The sequence below is a fragment of the Streptomyces sp. NPDC098781 genome, from assembly GCF_044759995.1.
Lineage (GTDB): Bacteria > Actinomycetota > Actinomycetes > Streptomycetales > Streptomycetaceae > Streptomyces.
In genome coordinates, this window is record NZ_JBIWAK010000006.1 from 288603 (window position 1) to 311297 (window position 22695).

The 22695-nt window shown below is 71.8% G+C and carries 22 protein-coding genes; 8 read left to right on the top strand and 14 right to left on the bottom strand.

The annotated features are described in order from the left end of the window. The first annotated feature begins 95 nt into the window (after positions 1-95). Complete coding sequence (locus tag ACIQWG_RS25630) at positions 96-1310, top strand: methyltransferase domain-containing protein (protein WP_404100366.1); 1215 nt, start codon at positions 96-98, stop codon at positions 1308-1310. A gap of 1 nt (position 1311) precedes the next feature. Here ACIQWG_RS25630 and ACIQWG_RS25635 read toward each other — a convergent pair whose 3' ends face one another. The 4 genes from ACIQWG_RS25635 to ACIQWG_RS25650 all read right to left on the bottom strand — a co-directional run bounded on the left by ACIQWG_RS25635 (position 1312) and on the right by ACIQWG_RS25650 (position 5479). Next, positions 1312-2580: an RNA polymerase sigma factor gene (locus ACIQWG_RS25635; protein WP_404099933.1), complete on the bottom strand. Its 1269-nt coding sequence runs from the start codon at positions 2578-2580 to the stop codon at positions 1312-1314. Positions 2581-2626: 46 nt separating this feature from the next. Continuing rightward, the gene (locus ACIQWG_RS25640) at positions 2627-2980 is read right to left on the bottom strand and encodes a YciI family protein (protein WP_404099935.1); all 354 of its coding nucleotides are present in this window, start codon (positions 2978-2980) and stop codon (positions 2627-2629) included. A gap of 109 nt (positions 2981-3089) precedes the next feature. Continuing rightward, positions 3090-4148 (bottom strand): LCP family protein, encoded by a 1059-nt coding sequence (locus ACIQWG_RS25645; RefSeq protein ID WP_404099937.1) that lies wholly within the window; start codon positions 4146-4148, stop codon positions 3090-3092. Between the two features lie 224 nt (positions 4149-4372). Further along, positions 4373-5479, bottom strand: coding sequence for a LacI family DNA-binding transcriptional regulator (locus ACIQWG_RS25650; protein WP_404099939.1), 1107 nt, complete (start codon positions 5477-5479; stop codon positions 4373-4375). Positions 5480-5601: 122 nt separating this feature from the next. Between ACIQWG_RS25650 and ACIQWG_RS25655 the strand changes: the two genes are divergently transcribed. Then, on the top strand, positions 5602-7923 hold the full coding sequence (locus ACIQWG_RS25655) for a glycoside hydrolase family 3 N-terminal domain-containing protein (protein WP_404099941.1): 2322 nt from the start codon (positions 5602-5604) through the stop codon (positions 7921-7923). Here the strand turns inward: ACIQWG_RS25655 and ACIQWG_RS25660 are convergent. From ACIQWG_RS25660 to tsaB, 4 genes are read right to left on the bottom strand one after another with little or no spacing between them, the layout of a single operon-like run. Continuing rightward, positions 7909-8196 (bottom strand): hypothetical protein, encoded by a 288-nt coding sequence (locus tag ACIQWG_RS25660; protein WP_404099943.1) that lies wholly within the window; start codon positions 8194-8196, stop codon positions 7909-7911. The genes ACIQWG_RS25655 and ACIQWG_RS25660 overlap by 15 nt on opposite strands. Further along, positions 8193-9299, bottom strand: a complete 1107-nt coding sequence (gene tsaD / locus ACIQWG_RS25665) for a tRNA (adenosine(37)-N6)-threonylcarbamoyltransferase complex transferase subunit TsaD (protein WP_404099945.1) — start codon at positions 9297-9299, stop codon at positions 8193-8195. Before tsaD ends, ACIQWG_RS25660 begins: the two co-directional genes overlap by 4 nt. After that, positions 9292-9765: a ribosomal protein S18-alanine N-acetyltransferase gene (rimI, locus tag ACIQWG_RS25670; RefSeq protein WP_404100368.1), complete on the bottom strand. Its 474-nt coding sequence runs from the start codon at positions 9763-9765 to the stop codon at positions 9292-9294. The genes tsaD and rimI overlap by 8 nt, the downstream gene beginning before the upstream one ends. 50 nt (positions 9766-9815) lie before the next feature. Further along, positions 9816-10472, bottom strand: a complete 657-nt coding sequence (gene tsaB / locus ACIQWG_RS25675) for a tRNA (adenosine(37)-N6)-threonylcarbamoyltransferase complex dimerization subunit type 1 TsaB (RefSeq protein ID WP_404099947.1) — start codon at positions 10470-10472, stop codon at positions 9816-9818. 114 nt (positions 10473-10586) lie between these two features. Here tsaB and ACIQWG_RS25680 point away from each other — a divergent pair, with 114 nt between their 5' ends. After that, entirely contained in the window at positions 10587-11147 is a 561-nt protein-coding gene (locus ACIQWG_RS25680) for a hypothetical protein (protein WP_404099949.1), read from the top strand. Between the two features lie 154 nt (positions 11148-11301). Here the strand turns inward: ACIQWG_RS25680 and ACIQWG_RS25685 are convergent, their stop codons facing one another. From ACIQWG_RS25685 to ACIQWG_RS25705, 5 genes are all read right to left on the bottom strand, one after another. Beyond that, positions 11302-11484, bottom strand: a complete 183-nt coding sequence (locus ACIQWG_RS25685; RefSeq protein ID WP_404099951.1) for a hypothetical protein — start codon at positions 11482-11484, stop codon at positions 11302-11304. Positions 11485-11640: 156 nt separating this feature from the next. After that, a complete protein-coding gene (gene tsaE / locus ACIQWG_RS25690; protein WP_404099953.1) occupies positions 11641-12153 on the bottom strand; it encodes a tRNA (adenosine(37)-N6)-threonylcarbamoyltransferase complex ATPase subunit type 1 TsaE in 513 nt (170 codons plus the stop codon). Next, on the bottom strand, positions 12119-13360 hold the full coding sequence (locus ACIQWG_RS25695; protein WP_404099955.1) for an alpha/beta fold hydrolase: 1242 nt from the start codon (positions 13358-13360) through the stop codon (positions 12119-12121). The genes tsaE and ACIQWG_RS25695 overlap by 35 nt, the downstream gene beginning before the upstream one ends. A gap of 312 nt (positions 13361-13672) precedes the next feature. Beyond that, complete coding sequence (gene alr / locus ACIQWG_RS25700) at positions 13673-14851, bottom strand: alanine racemase (RefSeq protein ID WP_404099957.1); 1179 nt, start codon at positions 14849-14851, stop codon at positions 13673-13675. A 69-nt stretch (positions 14852-14920) separates the two neighbouring features. Then, positions 14921-15817, bottom strand: a complete 897-nt coding sequence (locus ACIQWG_RS25705) for a L,D-transpeptidase family protein (protein ID WP_404099959.1) — start codon at positions 15815-15817, stop codon at positions 14921-14923. A gap of 98 nt (positions 15818-15915) precedes the next feature. Between ACIQWG_RS25705 and ACIQWG_RS25710 the strand changes: the two genes are divergently transcribed. The 4 genes from ACIQWG_RS25710 to ACIQWG_RS25725 all read left to right on the top strand — a co-directional run bounded on the left by ACIQWG_RS25710 (position 15916) and on the right by ACIQWG_RS25725 (position 21243). After that, positions 15916-16287 (top strand): holo-ACP synthase, encoded by a 372-nt coding sequence (locus ACIQWG_RS25710; RefSeq protein ID WP_404099961.1) that lies wholly within the window; start codon positions 15916-15918, stop codon positions 16285-16287. Between the two features lie 57 nt (positions 16288-16344). Continuing rightward, entirely contained in the window at positions 16345-17781 is a 1437-nt protein-coding gene (locus ACIQWG_RS25715) for an NAD(P)H-hydrate dehydratase (RefSeq protein WP_404099963.1), read from the top strand. 119 nt (positions 17782-17900) lie between these two features. Next, positions 17901-19076 (top strand): FAD-dependent monooxygenase, encoded by a 1176-nt coding sequence (locus ACIQWG_RS25720; protein ID WP_404099965.1) that lies wholly within the window; start codon positions 17901-17903, stop codon positions 19074-19076. 70 nt (positions 19077-19146) lie between these two features. Further along, positions 19147-21243 carry a hypothetical protein gene (locus ACIQWG_RS25725; RefSeq protein ID WP_404099967.1) on the top strand — a complete coding sequence of 699 codons (2097 nt, stop codon included), beginning with the start codon at positions 19147-19149 and terminating at the stop codon, positions 21241-21243. Here ACIQWG_RS25725 and ACIQWG_RS25730 read toward each other — a convergent pair. After that, positions 21240-21647, bottom strand: a complete 408-nt coding sequence (locus ACIQWG_RS25730) for an ATP-binding protein (RefSeq protein ID WP_404099969.1) — start codon at positions 21645-21647, stop codon at positions 21240-21242. The genes ACIQWG_RS25725 and ACIQWG_RS25730 overlap by 4 nt on opposite strands. A 204-nt stretch (positions 21648-21851) precedes the next feature. Between ACIQWG_RS25730 and ACIQWG_RS25735 the strand changes: the two genes are divergently transcribed. Next, a complete protein-coding gene (locus ACIQWG_RS25735) occupies positions 21852-22691 on the top strand; it encodes a helix-turn-helix domain-containing protein (protein WP_404099971.1) in 840 nt (279 codons plus the stop codon). The last annotated feature ends 4 nt before the right edge of the window (positions 22692-22695 follow it).

Sequence of the window (22695 nt, forward strand, 5' to 3'; positions counted from 1 at the left end):
CCACCCCGGCCCAAGACACCCGAGGGTCCGTCACCCACCGCCCAAGGCCGGCCAAAGGCCCGCCGCCGCCCCGCAGTGAGCGGTCAGTCCCCCGGCTGGCCGACAATGACTCGGTGAACGACCATCTCGCCGCCTTCTCCGCCCTCCTCGCCCCCGAGGGCCGCGCCCTCCTCGACGTCGTCCGTGACACCGACCCCGCCGACGAGCTCGCCGTCGCCACCCGGCTGCGCCGCGAGCACCCCGTCGAGCTGGTGTCGGCGGCGCTCGGGCAGGCGCGGTTGCGGCAGCGGGCGGTGGCGAAGTTCGGGGCGGCGGACGCGGGGCGGATGTTCTTCACGCCGAACGGGGTGGAGCAGTCGACGCGGGCGAGTGTCGCGGCGTACCGGGCCGAGTGCTTCCGCGCGGCAGGGGTGCGGTCCGTCGCGGACCTGTGCTGCGGGATCGGGGGCGACGCGATCGCACTGGCGCGGGCCGGGATCCGGGTGCTGGCGGTGGACCGGGATCCGTTGACGGCGGAGGTGGCGCGGGCGAATGTGGCGAGCCTCGGGCTCGACGACCTCGTCGAGGTGCGGGAGGCCGACGTCACCGAGGTGGACACGAGTGGCTACGACGCCGTCTTCGTCGACCCCGCCCGACGCGGCGGCCGGGGTCGGATCTTCGACCCCGAGGCGTACTCACCACCCCTGTCGTGGGCCGTCGAAGCGGCCCGCACGGCCCCCCGCGCCGCGCTGAAGATCGCGCCCGGCATCCCCCACGAGGCGATCCCCGACGACGCCGGCGCCGAGTGGATCTCGGACGGCGGGGACGTGAAGGAGGCCGTGCTGTGGTTCTGCGCCGGTGCCGACACCGGCCTCGGCACCCAGCCCGGCGCCGTGCGGGCCACCCTGCTGCCGGGCCCACGCTCCCTGCTCTCCCGTGGCCTTCCCGACCCCGAGGTCCGGCCCGTCGGCCGGTACTTGTACGAACCCGACGGCGCCGTCATCCGCGCCCATCTGGTCGCCGAGGTCGCCGAGCACCTGGACGGCGGCCTGATCGACGCGACCATCGCGTACGTCACGGCGGACGAGCCCCGGCAGACGCCGTACGCGACGGCTTACGAGATCACCGACCGACTGCCCTTCAACGTCAAGAAGTTGAAGGCGCTCCTGCGTGAGCGCGAGGTCGGCATCCTCACCGTCAAGAAGCGCGGCTCCGCCGTGGAACCGGAGGAGCTGCGCAAGAAGGTCAAGCCGCAGGGGCCGAACTCGGCGACGGTGTTCCTGACCCGGGTGGCGGGAGCGCCGACGATGCTGGTCGGACGGCCGGTCTGAGCTACGCGGTCTCCCCGGCCCGGCGCAACAACATCTCCCGCTCCGCCGCGTTCCGGGTCAGCGCCGCCGCCCGTTCGAACTCGGCCCGCGCCTGTGCCGTACGGCCGAGCCGCAGCAGCAGGTCGCCCCGCACGCTGGGGAGCAGGTGGTAGTCCCGCAGGGCCGGTTCGGCGGCGAGGGCGTCGACGATCTCCAGGGCCGGCTCCGGGCCCTCGGTCATCGAGACGGCGACCGCGCGGTTCAACTCGACGACGGGCGAGGGGGATCGGGCGGCCAGCAGACGGTAGAGGGTGGCGATGGAGGTCCAGTCGGTCTCCTCGTACGTGTACGCGTGCGCGTGGCAGGCGGCGATGGCGGCCTGTAGGGCGTACGGGCCGGGGGCGCCCGTGGCGGTGGCCTCCGCGCGGGACAGCGCGGTGATGCCGCGGGCGATGAGCATGCGGTTCCAGCGGCTGCGGTTCTGGTCCTTGAGGAGGACCGGTTCGCCGGACGGGCCGGTGCGGGCCGCCGCGCGGGACGCCTGGAACTCCAACAGGGCGGCCAGCGCGTGCACCTCCGGCTCCTTCGGCATCAGCCCCGAGAGCACACGGGCCAGCCGCAGCGCGTCCTCGCACAGCGCCGGGCGCAGCCAGTCGTCACCGGCCGTGGCTGCGTACCCCTCGTTGAAGATCAGGTAGATGACGTCGAGGACCGAGCCGAGGCGGGCCTCGCGGTCGGGGCCGTACGGGACCTCGAAGGCGACGTTCCTGGTCGCGAGGGTGCGCTTGGCGCGGACGATGCGCTGGGCGACCGTCGCCTCCGGGACCAGGAACGCGCGGGCGATCTCCGGGGTGGTCAGGCCGCCGAGGAGGCGCAGGGTGAGGGCGATACGGGCCTCCGGCGACAGCACCGGGTGGCAGGTGGTGAAGACCAGGCGGAGCAGGTCGTCGTCGATGTCGTCGGGGTCGGAGGGCTCCTGGGGCGGTGCCGTCGTCTCCAGGTCGCGGCCGATCTCCGCGAGCTTGCGGGCGTAGTTCTCGCGGCGCCGGACCAGGTCCACGGCACGGTGCTTGGCGGCGGCCATGAGCCAGGCGCCGGGGTTGTCCGGGACACCGTCCCGGGGCCACTGCTCCAGCGCGGCGACCAGCGCGTCCTGGGCCAGCTCCTCGGCGATGCCGACGTCCCGGACCATCCGGGTGACGGCGGCGATGACGCGTGGGGACTCGATCCGGAAGACGGTCTCGACGGTCGCGGCGGCGCTGTCCTTGGTGGGCTGGGGCTGCGGTTCCACAGCCCACCATCAGACACCCGTACGGCGCCGGAGCCAAGGAACCGGCTCAGCCCTCCACGATCTCCCGCACCTCACAGGTGATCGTCCAGTGCTCCTCGTGGATCTTCAGGAACCGCTTGGTCCACTCGATCGCCTCGGCCCGGTCCTTGCACTGCATGAGCGCGTACCCGCCGACGACCTCCTTGGCCTCGGTGAACGGCCCGTCGGTCACGGACAGTTGGCCGCCCTCGTAGCGCACACGGGAACCCTGGGCGGTCGGGGTCAGCCCGGCGGTGTCGAGCAGGACGCCCGCCTTGGTCATCTCCTCGATCAGCTCGCCCATCCGCTGCATCAGCTCGGGGCTGGGGCCCTCGGCGGCGGCCGACTCGTCGACACGGATCATGGAGAGATAGCGCGGCATGGTGACTCCTGGGTTTCGGTGACCGGGTCGGTCCCGGCCTCTCACCCCTGCGTCGATCGGCGGACCACCGGATCGACACGCTCCGCGAAATACCTCGAAGTTTTTTCTCTCACCGCAGCGCCGCCCACAGCTCCGCCGCCTCCTGCTCGCGGACCACCACCCGGTTACGGTCCGACGGAGCGGGCGTCACGGGCATCGTCACCGTCCGCACCGCGTCCGACGACAGCCCCGTCAGACTGCGCGCGAGACTCGTCAGTTCGGTCAGCGAGTCCAGACCGGTGTCGGTCGTGAGGCTGCCCGTCACCGCGTCGGCGACCCGGTAGAGCCGGGCCGGGTCGGTGAGCACACTGGTGGCGGAGATCCGGTCCAGGAGGGCCTTCACCAGTGTCTGCTGGAGGCCGATGCGGCCCAGGTCGCTGCCGTCGCCGATGCCGTGACGGGTGCGGGCCAGCGCCAGCGCCTGGGTGCCGTCCAGGTGGTGCGTGCCCGCTTCGAGGGTCAGATGGCTGTCCTCGTCGTCGATGTCCTCGTCCGTGGTGACCGTGACGCCGCCCAGCGCGTCGACGAGTTTCGCGAAGCCCGAGAAGTCGATCTCGACGTAGTGGTCCATGCGGATGTTCGTGATCGACTCGACGGTCCTGACCGCGCACACGGGGCCGCCGACCGCGTAGGCGCTGTTGAACATGGAGTTGTACGTCACCTGGGTCGAACCCCCCGACGGCAGCGGGCAGGACGGACGGGTGACCAGGGTGTCGCGCGGGATGCTGACGACCGTGGCCCGGGTCCGGCCGGCGTCGAGGTGGACCACCATCGCCGTGTCGGAACGGGCGCCGGTGCTGCTCCCGCCGCCCAGCTCCTGGTTCGCCTCGCCACTGCGCGAATCCGAGCCCAGGACCAGGATGTTGAGGGACCCGGTGTGGAGCGGGGACGCGGAGGGGGACGGGGTGGTCGTCCCTCTCGGCGGGCGGTTGTCGCCGAGCGCGCTGTTGATGTCGACGCTCTTGATGTTGTCGTCGAGATGCCGGTAGACCCAGCCCGCCCCGGCGACGCCGAGCACCAGGACGCCGGCGAGGAGAAACCCCACGGTTCTGAGCCCGGTCCCCCGCCGACCCTCGCGTCCGCCGTCGTCCCCGCCCGCTTCCCGCCCGTTCGCGCCAAGTCCCGTCACAGGCAGGAACGTACGTCCGATTTATTACGGCCAGGAACGTCAGAACGCCGTTTCTTCGGAAATTCTCAGACTTCCCCTCCCTGTCCGATCCCGCCGTCACCGCCCCCACACGCGGACGCCGGGGAACCCTCGAAAGTTTCGACGGAGTAACCGACTGACTTCGCCGGGGTGCTGGGGACGTCGCGAAACACCCGCCGGTACAGCGACACCAACACCCCCTCCCGCTAAACCGCCGGAGGCTCCCCCGTACTGCTCCGCACCACCAGGCTGGTCGCCAGCTCCACCCGCGTCGCCACCGGCGCCTCCTCCGCCCCCGCGAGGTCGAGGACCAGCTTCGCCGCCGCCTCCGCCATCTCCGTGAGCGGCTGCCGTACGGTCGTCAGCGGCGGCCCCACCCAACGGGCGATCGGCAGATCGTCGAACCCGACCACGCTCAGGTCCTCGGGAATCCGCAGCCCCAGCTCGCGCGCTGCCTCGTACAGCCCGAGCGCCTGGAGGTCGTTGCCGGCGAAGACGGCGGTCGGCCGGTCCGGGCGGCGCAACAGTTCCAGGCCCTGCCGGTAACCGGTCTCGTGGTGGAAGTCGCCGGGCCGGACCAGGTCCTGCTCGACCGGCAGTCCGGCCGTCTCCAGGGCGGCGCGGTAGCCGTCCACGCGGGCGCGGCTGCACATCATCCGGGACGGCCCGGTGATCGCGCCGATCCTGCGGTGCCCCAGCTCGACGAGATGCCGGGTGGCGGCGAGCCCGCCCTGCCAGTTGGTCGCCCCGATCGACGGCACGTCGGCGCCCGGGTCGCCCGCCGGGTCCATCACCACGAACGGGATCGAGCGACTGGTGAGCAGGGCGCGCTGGGACTCGTCGAGGCCGGACAGCACGAGGATCACGCCGTGCGGTCGGCGTGCGGCGACCTGGTCGGCCCATGTCCTGCCCGGGGTCAGCCGCCCGGCGCTCTCACTCAGCACGACGCTCAGGCCCGCGTCCCGGGCGACGTTCTCCACCCCCCGGATGACCTCCATCGCCCAGGCGCTCTCCAGCTCGTGAAAGACCAGGTCGATCAGAGGAGAACGGCTCGCTTCGGCCCGCCGTCTGCGGTAGCCGTGGGCCCGCAGCAGTCCCTCGACACGGGTGCGGGTGGCCGGGGCGACGTCGGCACGGCCGTTGAGGACCTTCGAAACAGTCGGCGCGGAGACGCCGGCCTCGCGGGCGATCTCGGCGAGCGTCGCGGTCCGGGCGGACCGGCCGGTCGGCGGCGGGGTCGTCCGGTTTTCGCGCGTCGTCGTACGGGTTTCCCGCGCTGTCGTCCGGGATTCAGCGGGCTCCGGGGCAGTCATGGCGGCGATCGTATCCCTGCGCGACCTCTTGACGAACCCTTCTCACCGGCCCTAGGTTCCCGGAACATTCGAGGTGAACAACGAAACATTCGTAGCGGGCCTCCCGCCCCGACAGGAGTTTCATGACCACCGCCCCCTGGCGCGACCCCGCCCTGCCCGCCGCCGCCCGCGTCGAGGACCTCCTCTCCCGGATGACGTTGGAGGAGAAGACCGCCCAGCTGTACGGCGTGTGGGTGGGCGCCGCGACGGACGGCGAGGCACGGGCCGAGGGAGTCGCCCCGCACCAGCACGACATGACCGCCGACTACGACTGGTCCGAGCTGATCACCCACGGCCTCGGCCAGCTCACCCGCTCCTTCGGCACCGCGCCCGTGGATCCGGTGCTGGGCGCGCAGGCATTGGCCCGGGCCCAGCGCCGTATCGCCGAGGCGGGCCGCTTCGGCATCCCGGCGGTGGCGCACGAGGAGTGCCTGGCGGGCTTCACGGCCTGGCAGGCCACGGCGTACCCGGTCCCGCTGGCGTGGGGTGCCACCTTCGACCCCCCGCTCATCGAGGAGATGGCCCGCCGCATCGGCCGGGACCTGCGCTCGGTCGGCGTCCACCAGGGCCTCGCGCCGGTCCTGGACGTCGTACGCGATCCACGCTGGGGCCGGGTCGAGGAGACGATCGGCGAGGACCCGTATCTGACCGGCACGATCGGCACGGCGTACGTCCGGGGCCTGGAGTCGGCCGGGGTCGTCGCGACGCTGAAGCACTTCGCCGGGTACGCGTCGTCGGCGGGCGCGCGGAACCTGGCGCCGGTGCGGGCGGGGGTGCGGGAGCTGGCGGACGTGACGCTGCCTCCGTTCGAGATGGCGCTGCGCGAGGGCGGGGCGCGGTCGGTGATGGCGGCGTACAACGAGACGGACGGCGTGCCGGCGTCGGCGGACCCGGGGCTGCTGACGGAACTCCTGCGCACGGTATGGGGATTCACCGGCACCGTCGTGGCCGACTACTTCGGCATCGGCTTCCTGGAGACCCTGCACCGGGTGGCGGGCAGCGCGGGCCAGGCGGCGCACGCGGCGCTGGCGGCGGGCATCGACGTGGAGCTGCCGACGGTGAAGTGCTACGGGAAGCCGCTGGTGGAGGCGGTACGGGCGGGCGAGGTGCCGGAGTCCTTGGTGGACCGGGCCGCCCGTCGCGTCCTGCTCCAGAAGTGCGAGCTGGGCCTGCTGGACGAGGACTGGACCCCGGAGCCCACGGGGTCCCGGATCGACCTGGACTCCCCCGCGAACCGGGCGCTGGCGCGGCGGGTGGCGGAGGAGTCGGTGGTCCTGCTGGACAACCCCGACGGCATCCTGCCCCTGCCCGCCGACGCCCGTGTCGCGGTGATCGGCCCCCGCGCGGCGGACGCCCTGGCCATGCTCGGCTGCTACTCCTTCCCGTCCCACGTCCTCACGCATCACCCCGAGGTGCCGATGGGAGTGGAGATCCCGACACTCCTGGAGTCGCTGCGCGCCGAACTCCCGGACGCCAAGGTGACGTTCGCGGAGGGCTGCGGAGTCTCGGCCCCCGACACGTCCGGCTTCGCGGAGGCGGTGGCCCGGGCGTCGGAAGCGGATGTCTGCCTGGCGGTACTGGGCGACCGGGCGGGCCTGTTCGGACGCGGCACCTCGGGCGAGGGCTGCGATGTGACGGACCTACGACTGCCAGGAGCACAGGGCGAGCTGCTGGACGCGCTGGTGGCAACAGGCGTCCCGGTGGTACTGGTCCTGCTGACAGGCCGCCCGTACGCGCTCGGACGCTGGCAGGGCAGTTTGGCGGCAGCCGTCCAGGCGTTCTTCCCGGGGGAGGAGGGCGGGCCGGCGGTGGCGGGGGTGCTGTCGGGGCGGGTGAATCCGTCCGGGCGACTGCCGGTGAGCGTGCCGCGGGAGCCCGGGGGGCAGCCGTGGACGTACCTTCAACCGCCGCTGGGGCTGGCGGGCGAGGTGAGCAACCTGGATCCGACGCCGTTGTACGCCTTCGGGCACGGGCGGTCGTACACGTCGTTCGCGTGGGAGGACTTCCGGGGGACGGCGACGCAGATCACCACGGACGGCACGCACGACCTCTCGTTCACCGTCCGCAACACGGGGGAGCTCGCGGGGGCCGAGGTCGTGCAGCTGTACCTGCACGATCCGGTGGCGTCGGTGACGCGGCCGGATGTGCGGCTGATCGGGTATCAGCGGGTCGAGTTGGGAGCGGGCGAGGCGCGGCGGGTGACGTTCCGCTTCCACGCGGATCTGTCGTCGTTCACCGATCGGGCGGGGCGGAGGGTGGTGGAGCCGGGTGTGCTGGAGCTGCGGTTGGCGGCGTGCAGTGCCGATGTCCGGCACTCGGCACGGCTCGAACTCTCCGGAGCCGTACGGGCATTGGGGCCGGACCGGCGGTTGCTGTGCGAGACGGAGGTGTCAGCGCCGGTCTGATGTCCGCACAGCCGGCGCTTCGACTCCCACCGACTCGAACCGCCACCGATGAACCGCCCGACTCACCAGCCCCCCATCAGGCTCGGCAATCTCAGGAAGCTCGGCGTCGAAGCCCGCCTCCCACCACGTCATGACGAGCACCCGGTCCTCCGGCGCGCGAAACGTCTCCCGTCGCAGTGGTGCTACGGGCAACTCCTGTGCGCCGGCCCACGCGAGCAGTTCCTCCCCCCGGCCCGGAACCGCCCGCGCTTCCCACATCAGGACGACCGTCACGAGTAGAGGTTCTCCTTGCTGACCTCGTGCACATGGTCGTGCGAGTGGGCGGTTCCCGGTACGTGCGGGTCCGTCACCGGCAGGGAGGAGTCCGCCGACAGGTCCCAGCTCGACGCCGCCCGGTTGCGCGCCACCATCTCCGCGCCCAGGGCCGCCACCATCGCGCCGTTGTCCGTGCACAACTTCGGCCGCGGTACCCGGAGTCGGATACCGACCCGCTCGCACCGCTCCTGGGCCATCGCCCGCAGCCGGGAGTTGGCGGCCACACCGCCGCCGATCATCAGGTGGTCGACGCCCTCGTCCTTGCAGGCCCGTACGGCCTTGCGGGTCAGGACGTCGACGACCGCCTCCTGGAAGGACGCCGACACGTCACGCACCGGCACCTCCTCCCCGGCCGCCCGCTTGGCCTCGATCCAGCGGGCCACGGCGGTCTTCAGGCCGGAGAAGGAGAAGTCGTACGCCGGGTCGCGCGGACCGGTGAGGCCGCGCGGGAAGGCGATGGCGTCCGGGTCGCCCTCGCGGGCGTAGCGGTCGATGACCGGGCCGCCGGGGAAGCCCAGGTTCAGCACCCGGGCGATCTTGTCGAAGGCCTCGCCCGCCGCGTCGTCGATGGTCGCGCCGAGCGGCCGTACGTCCGAGGTGATGTCCGTCGAGAGCAGCAGGGACGAGTGGCCGCCCGACACCAGCAGCGCCATCGTCGGCTCCGGCAGCGCGCCGTGCTCCAGCTGGTCCACGCAGATGTGGGAGGCGAGGTGGTTGACGCCGTAGAGCGGCTTGCCCAGCGCGTAGGCGTACGCCTTCGCCGCCGAAACGCCGACCAGCAGGGCACCGGCGAGGCCGGGGCCGGCCGTCACCGCGATGCCGTCCAGGTCACGGGCGCTCACGCCCGCCTCCTTCAGCGCGCGGTCGATGGTCGGGACCATCGCCTCCAGGTGCGCCCGTGAGGCGACCTCCGGCACGACGCCGCCGAAGCGGGCGTGCTCGTCGACGCTGGAGGCGATGGCGTCGGCGAGCAGGGTGGTGCCGCGGACGATGCCGACGCCGGTCTCGTCACAGGAGGTCTCGATACCGAGGACGAGGGGTTCGTCGCGCGAGTCAGCCATTGATCTCGGTTCCTTGTACGGAGTTTTCGGGGGCGGTCAGTCGCATCACGAGGGCGTCCACGTTCCCCGGCTGGTAGTAGCCGCGCCGGAAGCCGATGGCCTCGAAGCCGAAGCGCTCGTAGAGCTTCTGCGCGCGGACGTTGTCCACACGGCACTCCAGCATCACTTCGGCACACTCGAAGGCGGTCGCGGCGTGCAGCAGTTCGGTCAGGAGGCGGCCGCCGAGGCCCGTGCCCCAGTGGTCGCGGGCGACGGCGATGGTCTGGATGTCGGCGAGGTCCCCGGCGGAGGCCAGGCCGGCGTAGCCCACGACCCGTTCGGGGTCCTCGGCGACGACATAGCGCCGGGTCGCCTCGGGTCCGCGCGCATGGGCCAGCTCGGACCAGAACATCCCCCGGGACCAGGCGTCCTCGGGGAACAGGTCCTTCTCCAGCTCCAGCACGGAGTCGATGTCCCACCAGCGCATCTCGCGCAGCACGGGACCGGAGACAGCGGCGGAAGGGGTCACGGGTCCGGTCACTTGGGGGTGACCACCTTGTAGTTCTTGGGCACCTGGGCGTCGGGCCGGCGCAGGTACAGCGGCCGGGGCGCGGGCAGTTCCTCACCCGCCACCAGCTTCTCGGCGGCCAGCGCCGCGAGCGCCGCCGCCGACACGTGCTCGGGCTCGTGGGTGCTGGGGAAGGTGTCCGGGTACAGCAGCGCGCCCGCGCCGACCGCGGGCAGTCCGGCGACCTGGTCGGCGATGTCGGCGGGCCGGTCGACGGCCGGCTCGGTCAGCCGGGTGCGGGAGTCGGCGTACCGCGCCCAGTAGACCTCCTTGCGCCGGGCGTCGGTCGCGACGACGAAGGGGCCCTTCTCGATGTCGGCGGCGTAGGCGAGGCCGTCCAGGGTGCACAGGCCGTGCACGGGGACGCCGAGGACGAGCCCGAACGTGTCGGCGGTCATCAGACCGACGCGCAGTCCGGTGTACGGGCCGGGTCCGATGCCTACGACGATGCCGGTGACGGCGTCGAGTTTCACACCGGCCTCGGCGAGGACGCGGTCGACGGCCGGCAGCAGCAGCTCGCCGTGCCGGCGCGCGTCCACCTGGCTCGACGAGGCGATGACGTCCGTGCCGTCGTGCAGCGCGACGGTGACGGCGGGGGTGGCGGTATCCAGAGCGAGCAAGAGCACGCAAACAGCCTACGGCGCCCACGGCTCCAGAAGCGCCGTCCCGGTGCTCCGGTCACCGGCTGCTACGGTCGGGCTGGATCAGGACAAACGATGCGAAAGCTGAGGTGGACGACAGTGGCGGCAAGCAGCTCCGGATTGGTCGCGGGGCTCACCGTTGCTGCCCTGGCGACCGTCGGCTTCCTGACTTTCCGGGCCTCGGCGACCGTCCCGCCCGACCTGAGCAGGCCACGAGCCGCCAGCTCACTCGATGTGAGCACCTCCAAAGTGCCCCGCGACAAGAAGGAGCCGGACGCGCTGCCGGCCAGGTCCGGTACGGGGGAGCGGGTCGTGTACTCGGTGGACGACGACCGGGTGTGGCTGGTCGACCGGGCCGGCAAGGTCAAGCGGACGTTCCGCGTCGCCCCCGGATCGGTCGACCCGCCGACGGGCGTCTACGCGGTCGGCTCCCGTTCCAACCGGGTCACCGGCACCGACGGCATGCCCATCGAGCACGTCATCCGCTTCGCCACCGTGGACGGCGTGACCATCGGCTTCAGCACGGCCGTCGAGGGCGCGACACCGCCCCCCAACCCGAACCCGACCCTCAAGACGGGCGGCATCCGCGAGTCCCGCACGAACGGCGACGCCATGTGGGACTTCGCGACCATCGGCCGAACCATCGTGGTAATCCCCTGAGCAACCCCCTGAGCCCGCCGACCGACGGCTAGGCAGCGCCGACGGCTGGGCAACGCCCTAAAGGGGCGCGGGGAACTGCGCGACCAGCCACAACACACCCGCAGACACACGACGACCGCCCACGCCACCCCCCTCCCGCCCAACCCGCGGAGCGCTACGCGGCCTCGCGCCCGACACGATCGACGCGACCGCCGACCGCCGACGAAGTCTCCGCATCCGGCACCCGCGGCGGCGTAGAGATCACGTTCGCCGCGACACCGGCGGCCAGGAGATCGCGCATGGACACCCCGGCGACCACCTGGGGCCGCTGCTGGACCTTGTTCTCCGATGCCGACATGGACGCCTCCTGGGAGCCGGGGGCGGACGTAGTTAGGCACACCTAACTAGAGACTGGGTACCATGTGACCACGCCCAGGACCAGGAACGCAATATCTTGCCGACGTCTTGTCGGAATGTTCATCAGCGGCGGCGCCCCGCCCCGATCGGCCCCCGCTCAGGCGGAGAGCACGCTCAGATCCACCGCCGCCCAGCGCTCCCCGAGCCCGCTCACCGTCACATGCCGCACCTCGTCCGTCGTGTCACCGACGGCCCGGTGGATGACGACCTGGAGCCGTTCCTCGGTCAGGTCCTCGACCTTGCCCTCGCCCCACTCCACGACGATCACCGACTCGGGCAGCGAGACGTCCAGGTCGAGGTCCTCCATCTCGTCGAGGCCGCCGGACAGCCGGTAGGCGTCGACGTGGACGAGCGGCGGGCCGTCGCCGAGGGAGGGATGCACACGGGCGATCACGAAGGTCGGGGACGTGACCGCTCCCCTGACCCCCATCCCCTCGCCCAGCCCGCGCGTCAGCGTCGTCTTGCCCGCGCCGAGCTCCCCGCTCAGCATCAGGAGGTCGCCGGCGCGCAGCAGCTTGGCGAGTCGACGGCCGAGCTCCCGCATCTGGTCGGGAGAAGTGACGGTCAGTTCGAGGTCACCCGCGTCGTGCGGTGCTGCTGGTGCTTCCATAGCCACTAACCGTAGCCCCTGCGGGCACGGCACCCGCCCGGGTGAGCAGGTCGGCCATACGGTCGGTGACCACTTCCGGGTGCTCCAGCATCACCAGGTGCCCGGCGTCCGGCACCAGGACCAGCTCGGCCTCCGGCAGCAGGTCGGCGATCGCCTCACTGTGCTCACTGGGCGTGACGAGGTCGCCCACGCCGGCCAGGACGAGCACCGGCATGTCCGTGAACAGGGCCAGCGCCTCGGTCTTGTCGTGGTCCGCGAAGGCCGGATAGAACTCCGCGACCACGTCGATCGGCGTCCCCTCGATCATCCGTTCGGCGAACCGGGCGATGGCCGGGTCGACGTCCCGGGACGAGAACGAGTACCGCTTGATGATCCCGGCGAACAGGTCGGCGGTGGCCCGGCGGCCCTTCTCCACCAGGTCGGCCCGCTGCCCCAGCAGCCTGAGCACGCCCGGCAGCACTCGCCGGACCGCGTTCACCCCGGCGACGGGCAGCCCGAAGTTGACCTCGCCGAGCTTCCCGGACGACGTACCGACGAAGGCGGTGGCGACGACCCGGTCGCGGATCAGGTCGGGGTACTGGTCCGCGAGCGCCATGATCGTCATCCCGCCCATGGAGTGCCCGACCAGCACCAGCGGCCCCTCGGGCGCGGCCGCGTCGATGACGGCCTTCATATCGCGCCCGAGCTGCTCGATGTCGACGTGCGTGCCCTCCTGCATCTGGGCGACACCGCGCCCGGAGCGGCCGTGGCTGCGCTGGTCCCAGTGCACGGTGCGGACGACGCCCCTGAGCGCGGCGCGCTGGAAGTGCCAGGAGTCCTGGCTGAGGCAGTAGCCGTGGCTGAAGACGACGGTGACGGGAGCGGGTGCCTTGCGGCCGAAGAGCCGGCGCCGGCGCGGGGTGAGGGTGGGGGCGGCCTCGGGGTCGACGTCGTCGACCTCGTAGTACAGCTCGGTGCCGTCGTCGGCCTCCGCCTTGCCGGGCGTGCCGCGCAGCGAGCCGTACGGGCCCGCCGAGTCGAGGGCGAGCCGGGCCTTCTGCCGCATGCCGCGGCCCACGGTCATCCGCTCTATGGCGACACCGGCCGCCGCGCCCGCCGCGATCACGCCTATCGCCGCACCGGCGATGCCGGTCGCCCTGCGCCAGTTCGCGGCCGCCCCCGTGGCGGAGGCGACGGCCGCGACGGCCTCCGCGCTGCTCTCGCTCACGTACCGCTCCTCTTCGCCGGGTGCTGCCGGTCTGTCGTTGTGCTGTCGGTCTGTCGTCGTGCTGTAGGTCTGTCTGCTGTCGCTCTGTCGCTGTCGTTCCGGTGCCGGTCCGTCGGTGCGAAACCGGCCCGTTGGTCTGATGCCCGTTGTCCCGGTCTGATGCCCGGAACGGGTTACCCGTCTCGTACTTCCTTCACATAACCGCATTCGCGGGGGCGCATCACATTGCCCGCGTCACATAGCCGCATCACGAAGACGCATCACATGGGCGGAGCACCTGCGTGGGTCACCCGGACGCGTCACAGGCGTACATCACTCGGACGCAGTCTCCGACGCGTTTCTGTAGACGCGTGGAACGCGCGTTCCGATCCGGGTGACGATTTCGTACGCGATGGTCCCGGCGGCCTGTGCCCAGTCCTCGGCGGTGGGCTCACCGCGGTCGCCGGGTCCGAACAGCACGGCCTCGGCACCCGGGTCGGGTTGGTCCCCGCCGAGGTCGACGACGAACTGGTCCATCGCGATCCGCCCCGCGACCGTCCGCCACTTGCCGCCGACCAGCACCGGGCCGGCGCCGGAGGCGTGCCGCGGGATGCCGTCGGCGTAACCGAGGGGGACCAGGCCGAGGGTGGTCTCGCCCGGGGTGAGGTAGGTGTGGCCGTAGCTGACGCCGTGGCCTCCCGGCACGTGCTTGACCAGCGCGAGGGAGGCCGAGAGCGTCATCACCGGCCGCAGCCCGAAGTCGGCGGGGCTGCCCAGCTCGGGGCTGGGCGAGATGCCGTAGGTCGCGATGCCGGTGCGCACCAGGTCGAAGTGGCTGTCCGGGAGGGTGAGCGTGGCGGGTGAGTTGGCGATGTGCCGCACCTCGGGCCGGGCGCCCCGCTCCTCGGCGTACGACACCATCTCGCGGAAGCGGTCGAGCTGGGCGGCGATGGAGGGATGGCCGGGCTCGTCGGCGCAGGCGAAGTGCGACCAGAGCCCGGTGATCCGGATCAGCCCGTCGGCCTCGGCCCGCAGGGACTCGCGGACCAGCTCGGCCCAGTCCTCGCCGGGCTGGCAGCCGTTGCGCCCGAGCCCGGTGTCGGCCTTGAGCTGGACGCGCGCCGGGGCGCCGGCCTGCCGGGCGGCCTCGGTGACCTCCCGCAGCGCCCACATCCCGCTGACGGAGACGTCGAGGTCGGCCTCGATCGCCTCCCGCCAGGGCCCGCCCGGCGTCCACAGCCAGCACATGATCCGCATGCCCCGCAGTCCGGCGGCCCGCAGTGCGAGGGCCTCCTCCGGCGTGGCGGTGCCCAGCCAGCCGGCGCCCGCCGCCACGGCCGCGCGGGCACAGGGCACCGCCCCATGGCCGTACGCGTCCGACTTCACGACGGCCATCAGGGCCGCGCCCGGCGCATGGGCGCGCAGGGTCCGCACATTGGCCCGCAGGGCGGCCAGGTCGATCTCGGCGCGGGCTCGCAGGGGCGCGCTCGGCGGGGCTGTTGTCTCTGTCATCGCGCCCCCAGTGTCTCAGAGGGGTCCGACACCGCGACCGAGCCGGACCCCTCCTACGGCCGACCGGGCCTAGGCCGCCGGCCTGCGCCCCCACACGTACACCCGGTCGTTCTTCTTCAGCAGCACCCACAGCCTCCGGGCGTCCTCGACGCGCAGATTGACGCAGCCCATGGAGCCGACGCCGGTGAAGATGTTGCCGTAGATGCCGTGGAAGGCCTGGCCGCCGCTGAAGAACTGGGAGTAGGGCATCGGGCTGTTGTAGAGCGACGACACGTGGTTCTTGTGCCGCCAGTAGACGCGGTGCCACCCCTTGCGGGTGTCGTAGCCCGCCCGCCCGCTGCGGATGTGCACGGGCCCGTACACGACCTTCCGCCCTTGCTGCACCCACGCCATCTGCCGGTCGAGGTCGACGCAGGCGACCCGGTACTCGCGCACCGGGCACTTCTTGGCGGCGTTGGGGTTCTTGCTGGCGGTGACGAGCTGCATGGTGGCCCAGGTCACGTGCCCGGCGTACCCGATGGCGGGCCGGATCCTGTGCTTCTTCTGGAAGGCGCGGATGGCCTGGCAGTCACCCTTCGACTGCTCACCGTCCACCGGCCGCTTCAGCCACCGCTCGACCTCCCGCTGCCGCTGGCCGGTCTCCTCGCTGCACGTCACGTCCCCGAAGGAGTCCATGGGATCGACGTACTCCACGAGGTCGTCCGCGCCCTCCGGCGCGTCCTGCGGCTCGACGGCCTCCTCCTCTTCGCTGGGCTTGTACACCTTCGGCGGCAACGCCTGGTCGGGCGTGTCCAGCTGCCAGAGCGGGAGCAGGCTCAGGGGGATTCCGGGTGCGAGTTCGGCCTCGGGCCCGGAAGCCGGGGGTACGGGGTCGGCCGTGTCCGCCGATGCGCTGCCGAGGGGCAACAGCGTGGCCCCGGCGAGCAGCACGGCGATGCTCCGGCATGCGATACGTCCGCTGATCATGCGGACAGGGAAGCGTGAGGGTCCGCCCGTGCGGGGGCGCCGCGCGGTGGGGTCACTCTTTTGAGGAGCTTCTTCCGGGGACCCATAGGGTGCTCGGCATGAGCATCATCGGGGTCGGCATCGACGTGGCCGAGATCGACAGGTTCGAGGCGGCGCTGTCCCGCACCCCCGGCCTGGCCGAACGGCTGTTCCTGGAGCGCGAGTTGCTGCTGCCCAGCGGCGACCGCCGGGGCATCGCCTCGCTCGCCGCGCGCTTCGCCGCGAAGGAGGCCCTGGCGAAGGCGCTGGGCGCGCCGGCGGGTCTGCTCTGGACCGACGCCGAGGTCTGCGTCGAGGACAGCGGGCAGCCACGGCTGCGGGTGACGGGCACGGTGGCGGCTCGGGCGGCGGAACTCGGCGTCCGGTCCTGGCACGTGTCGTTGAGCCATGACGCCGGGGTGGCCTCGGCGGTGGTGGTGGCGGAGGGCTGACCGCCGGCGCGGGCGGTGGAGGCGACGCGGCGCGCCCGGTGCGGGAGACTCGATCGCATGCGGACTGCGTACAGCGTGGAGACGGTAAGGGCGGCCGAACGGGAGCTGATGGCACGGCTTCCGGACGGGACGCTGATGCAGCGGGCGGCGGCCGGACTGGCCGCGGCCTGCGCGGATCTGCTGGGCCGGGTGTACGGCAGCCGGGTCGTGCTGCTGGTCGGCAGCGGCGACAACGGCGGTGACGCCCTGTACGCCGGCGCCCGGCTGGCCCGGCGCGGGGCGGGTGTGACGGCGGTGCTGCTGTCGCCGGAGCGGGCGCACGCGGAGGGCCTCGCGGCGCTGCGCCGGGCGGGCGGCCGGTCGGTGGGCACCGACGCGGCCGAGGAGTTGATCGACCGCGCGGATCTCGTCCTGGACGGAATCGTCGGGATCGGCGGCAAGGGCGGCCTGCGCCCGGAAGCGGCACCGCTGGCCGACGCGGCGGCCCGGTCGAGGGCCGCGGTGGTCGCCGTGGACCTGCCGAGCGGCGTGGACGTGGACACCGGTGAGGTGCGCGGCACCGCGATGCGGGCCGACCTCACGGTCACCTTCGGCACCCACAAGCCGGGCCTGCTGATCGATCCGGCGCGGGAGTACGCCGGTGTCGTACGGCTCGTGGACATCGGACTGGCGCTGCCGAACGACGCGGTGGAACTCCAGGCCCTGCAACACGCGGACGTGGCGGAGCTGTTGCCCCTGCCGGCGGCGGAGACGGACAAGTACCGGCGGGGCGTGGTGGGCATCGCTGCGGGCTCGTCGAGGTACCCGGGCGCGGCGGTACTGGCCGTGTCGGGCGCCCTGCGGGGCGGCGCCGGGGCCGTGCGGTACGTCGGCCCGGCCGGGGACGCGGTGATCGCCCGGTTCCCCGAGACGCTGGTGTCGGACGGGGGCCCGAAGAAGGCGGGCCGCGTGCAGTCCTGGGTGGTCGGTCCGGGCGCCGGGGACGACGCGGCGACGGTGGCGGAGGTGCTGGCGACGGACGTACCGGTGCTGCTGGACGCGGACGGGCTGCGGCTGGCGGACCCGGCGGCGGTACGGGACCGTACGGCACCGACCCTGATGACCCCGCACGCCGGGGAGGCGGCGGCGCTGCTCGGTGTCTCCCGGGAGGAGGTCGAGGGGGCTCGGCTGGCTTCGGTACGGGAGTTGGCGGGGCGGTACGCGGCGACGGTGCTGCTGAAGGGCTCGACGACGCTGATCGCGGACGCGGGCGGCACCGGGCCCGTACGGGTGAACCCGACCGGAACCGGCTGGCTGGCCACGGCCGGCAGCGGGGACGTGCTCTCGGGCCTCGCGGGTTCGCTGCTGGCGGCCGGTCTCACGCCGGTGGACGCGGCGAGCGTCGGGGCCTACCTGCACGGCCTGTCGGCGAGGTTCGCGGCGGACGGGGCGCCGCTGGGGGCGCATGACGTGGCGGAGGGGATCCCGGAGGCCTGGCGGGACGTTCGCGGGTGACGGGAGCGGGGCGCGGCCCATGGGTTGACCGACACCGCCGGCTCGGCCACGTTGGCTGTCAGGACCAGGACGTGCGGGGCGTGAACGGGTGGGCGAGTCCGGCGGATTGAGGTCGTGGGATGCGGGCGATCGTCGTGGGAGCGGGCATCGGCGGACTGGCGGCGACGCTGAGCCTGCGCCGCGCGGGTGTCGAGGTGACGCTGCTCGAACAGTCCCGACGCTTCTCGGAGATCGGCGCCGGCATCCAGCTGGCGCCCAACGCCACCCGTGAGCTGCGCCGGCTGGACGTACTGGACGCGGTGGCGGCAGCGGCGGCCCATCCCGCGCACGTCAGCTTCCGCACCTGGTCGGACGGTTCGGAGATCTGCCGTTACGCGCTGGGGCGGGAGGCGGAGGAGGAGTTCGGGGCGCCGTATCTGGTGATCCACCGGGCGGATCTGCACAACGCCCTGGCCGCGGTGGTGCCCCCGGAGTCGGTACGCCTGGACACCACCGTCGTCGCCATCGACCAGGACACCGACTCGGCCCGGGTGACGACCGCGACAGGCGAGCACCTCACGGCGGACCTCGTGGTGGCCGCCGACGGCATCCGCTCCGCGGCCCGCCAGTGGCTCTTCGGCAAGGACGAGGCGGTGTTCTCGGGTACGGCCGCGTACCGGGCCGTGCTCCCCGCCGCCGAGATGAGTGACCTGGACCTCCCGCCCCTCGCCGTGTGGCTGGGCCCCGACCGCCACTTCGTCCACTACTGGGTGCGGCGCGGCGAACTGCTCAACGTGGTGGCCGTGTTCAGCACGGACGAGGCGGCGCGGGAGTCGTGGACGGCTGAGGCGGAACCCGATGAGCAACTCGGCGAGTTCACGGGCTGGGACCCCCGGGTCCGTACGGTCCTCGAACGCGCGGGGCAGGTACTGCGCTACGGCATCTACACCCGCACGCCCCTCACCCGCTGGAACGTCGGCCGGGTGACCCTCCTGGGCGACAGCGCCCACGCGATGGTCCCCTTCCAGGCCCAGGGCGCGGCCCAGGCGATCCTGGACGCGGCGGTACTGGGCGACGCCCTCAAGTCCGCGACGCCGGCCGACGTGCCCGAGGCCCTCGACGACTACGTGGGCCGGCGCCTCGCGTCCGCCACCGGCATGCAGTCCCGCTCGGCTCGGGCAGGCACCGAATTCCACCTCCCGGACGGGCCGGAGGCGGAGGCACGCAACGCCCGCATGGCGGCGTACGCGGCAGAACACCGGTTCATGCCCCAGGCGCCGGCGTGGCGGGCGGACGTGCGGGGCCGACCTCAATGACGGCCCAAAGAGCTGTGCGGTCTTTGTGGAACCGGTCGAGCAACTGAACGTATTCGGCTATATCAGTGCTGTGACTGTGGCGAGAGATGTGAACGCGGCCCGCATAGAACTCCAGGAGGTTCTGGAGCGTGGTGAAGCATGGCTCCAGGCTGCCGCCTCGGCCCCGGAGACGTCCGGCACGTGGCCGCAGGAGCTGGCGGAGGAAGCCGACGCGGTCCGGCGACTGCGCACCCGTGCGGCCTCGACCCTGATCAACGTGGCGCTGCTCGGCTACTTCTCGTCCGGCAAGAGCTTCCTGCTCAGTGGACTCCAGGGCGGGCTCGAACTGTTCGAGGAGACCACGGAGAGCGGTGAGAGCGGGGACAAGTACGTCGGCCTGCTCCCGTCCTCGCCCGTGCCGACGACGTCCTGGCCGTTCAGTGTGGTGCCGGTGGACGCCCAGGCGAGCGTCGACGGCTCGGGTACCGGCTTCCTCCAGGTGCGCTTCGACGACACGCCCCCGGACCGGTGGGAGCCGGTGGGCAACTCCCCCGCTCCCGCCGTGGTGGAGGCCTACGCGATGGCGCAGGGGGACATCGTCAACCGCCTCCGGTCGCACCGGGGACGCGAGGTGGCCGAGGCCCAGCTGCTGCTCACCGACCCGCCGCTGCCGGCCAAGTTCTACGACCTGCCCGGAGTCGGCTCGACCAACACGACGCACAACGGGATCGTGCGCCGCGCCCTGCTCGCCGCGGACTGCTACCTCTATGTGACCCCCGCGCACCGGACCCTCAGCGAGGTGGATCTGGAGCTCATCCGGGTCCTGTACGACCACATTCTGCTGTCGGGCCAGAACAACCGGCGCAAGCGCGTGGTGTGGGTGGTCACCGCGATCGACACCGCGAGCAACCTGGACCGGCACAACCGGCCCGAGTGGCAGGCGGCGGTCGCCAAGAACAACGAGTACCTGAAGGAGAACTTCCAGCGAAACGGCCGGCCCGACCTGGAGTTCATCGGTGAGGGCTTCATCGCCGTCTCCCCCGCGTGGGAGGCCCAGGCCGCCAAGCTGGCCGAGGAGGGGGCCGAGGCCGCCGCCCATCGGCTGCGCAACAAGAGCAACATGGACGACCTGCGCCAGGCGATCGAGAACCTCATCAGTACGGGCAGCGGCACCCGGTACCTCTCCGCGGTGGCCGCCGAGGCACGCTATCTGATCGGCCGGCGGCACGAGGTGCTCGACCAGCGGCTCCAGACGGAGCGCCTGGAGATCGACGACCTGAAGGAGCGGCTGGAGAACCAGCGGCGCGAGGTGGAACGTGTGGACGCCTTGCTGCCCACGATCCGGGAGGAACTCGAACGCAAGCTGCATCACCGCGTCGAGCGCGCGACCCGCCCGTTCGGTCACCTCGCCGCCCATCTGCACTCCGCGCTGGACGCCGACATCCGGGAGACCGACCTCATGCGGCCGGCGAAGGCCCATCAGATCCAGGTCTCCAAGGCGCAGACCCTGCACACCTGGCTGGAGGCGCCTGCCGGACCCGTCACCCTGTCGGCCCAGGAATACGCCGCGTTCAAGCAGGATGTCGTCCACCTGGTCGACCGTCACTTCCACGACCGCGAACTCACGGGCAATCTGCCGGAGTTCGTGTTCGACGTCGATGACGTGGCCATTCCGCAGCAGGAACGGCGTCCGGCGACCCGACCCGACGTCGTGCAGCGGGCTGCCGCACTGGTCGGCATCGTCACGCCCGTGGCGGCCGGCGGCGGCTGGATGTTCGGCCTGGCCGCGGCGGGCACCCTTGTCCCCCCGGCAGGGCTGATCGCCGGGCTCGCGGCGCTGGTCTACCTGGGCGTCAAGGCACGCCGGGGCCGCGCCTCCTCGCTCGACATCCTGCGGGAGGAATGGATCCAGCGGATCGACGAGGAAGTCCCGGCCGTTCGGGACCAGTTCACGCTGGCCATCAGTGTCCGGATGACCGAGATCATCGATCACCTCACGGACAATCTCACCCTGTACCGGGAGCACCTCGAAGAGTCGAGCGCACTGATCCGGGCGCGCATCGACCAGCCGGAGAACCAGGCCCGGCAGGAGATCATCGACGAGCTGGAGCCGCTGTGCACCGAAGCGGCGGGGCACCTGGACACGCTCAGGGTGCTGGAGCGACTGGACGACGAGCAGCACGACTAGGCGGCGGCGAGCTCGCACCATACGTACTTGCCCCGGCTGCCGCCTCTGGTCAGCGCCTGCCACCCCCACAGATCGGAACAGGCCCGCACCAGCGCGAGCCCCCGCCCTTCCTCCCCGTCCGTGAGCTGCTCCAACTCCCCCGGCGACTCGGGCGGTTCGGGATCGGCATCCCAGGCCCCGATCCACAGGACCCCACCGGCCCACCGCACCCGCAGCGCCGCGGGCCCCTTCGTATGCCGTACGGCGTTGGCGACCAGCTCGGCGGCGAGGAGCTCGGCGGTGTCGACGAGTCCGATGAGGCCGTGCAGGGTGAGGATGAGCCGGAGGGTACGGCGACTGACGGTGACGGCTCGGACGTCGTTCGGGATGTGGAGCGTGTACTCCCAGGGTTCTGATTCGGGCATGGGTGAACTCCGTTCGGGAGGTCGAAGGTGGGGGCTGCGCGGTGGCAGTGCCGCGGCCGTCGTGGCGGGACGGAGCGGTGCGCTTCCGCTGTGTGAGCTTTGCATCACCGACGGTAGACCTAATATTTCATCCACAGCAACTGGATCGCGTAATCTGCCCCCGAACGAGTCGCATCCACAAGCGCGTTGAACGAGGAGCAGTCGATGGTCCTGAGACGCGAACCCACGGCACGTCAGATGCGACTGGCGATCGAACTGCGAAGACTCCGCGACGCGGCAGGCCTGAAGGCACGCGAGGCAGCAGCGCTTCTCGGCGTGAGTTCGGTCCAGATCAGCCACATCGAGTCCGGCCTCACAGGGGTGAGCGAGGAACGACTACGCCGCCTCGCATCCCACTACGCCAGCACGGACTACCCACTCATCGACGCGTTGGTCGCGATGGCTACCGATCGGACCCACGGGTGGTGGGAGGAGTATCGGGGGCTACTGCCCACGTCGTTCCTGGACCTGGCAGAGATGGATCACCATGCCGCCTTTCAGCAGGACGTGGCCATCCTGTACGTACCCGGCCTGCTCCAAACGGAGGAGTACGCCCGGGCAGTCTTCTCATCCAGGCTGCCGGAACTCACGTGCGACGAATTGGAGTTGCGGGTCCGCCATAGGCTGGCGCGTCAACGCGAGGTCACGTTCCCTCACGAGATCGTGATCCACGAGGCCGCGCTACGCATCAGGGTCAGCGACCGCACCGCCATACGGGCTCAACTCGCCCAACTCCTGGAGCTTTCCGAAGCGGACCGCATCACTTTGCGTGTCATCCCCTTCGACCTGGACGGCTTTGCCCGAGCCTCAAGCACGATGACCTACGTGGGCGGCCCCGTACCCAAGCTCGACACCGTGGCACGCGACGCACCTCACGGCGCAGTCTTTCTCGACTCCGAGGCACAGCTCAACGCCTATCGAACGCGCTTCCGTAAAGTAGAAGCCGTTTCACTCGAACCGGACCGCTCGCGCGACTTCATCCATCGGCTGACGAAAGAGCTATGAGGCA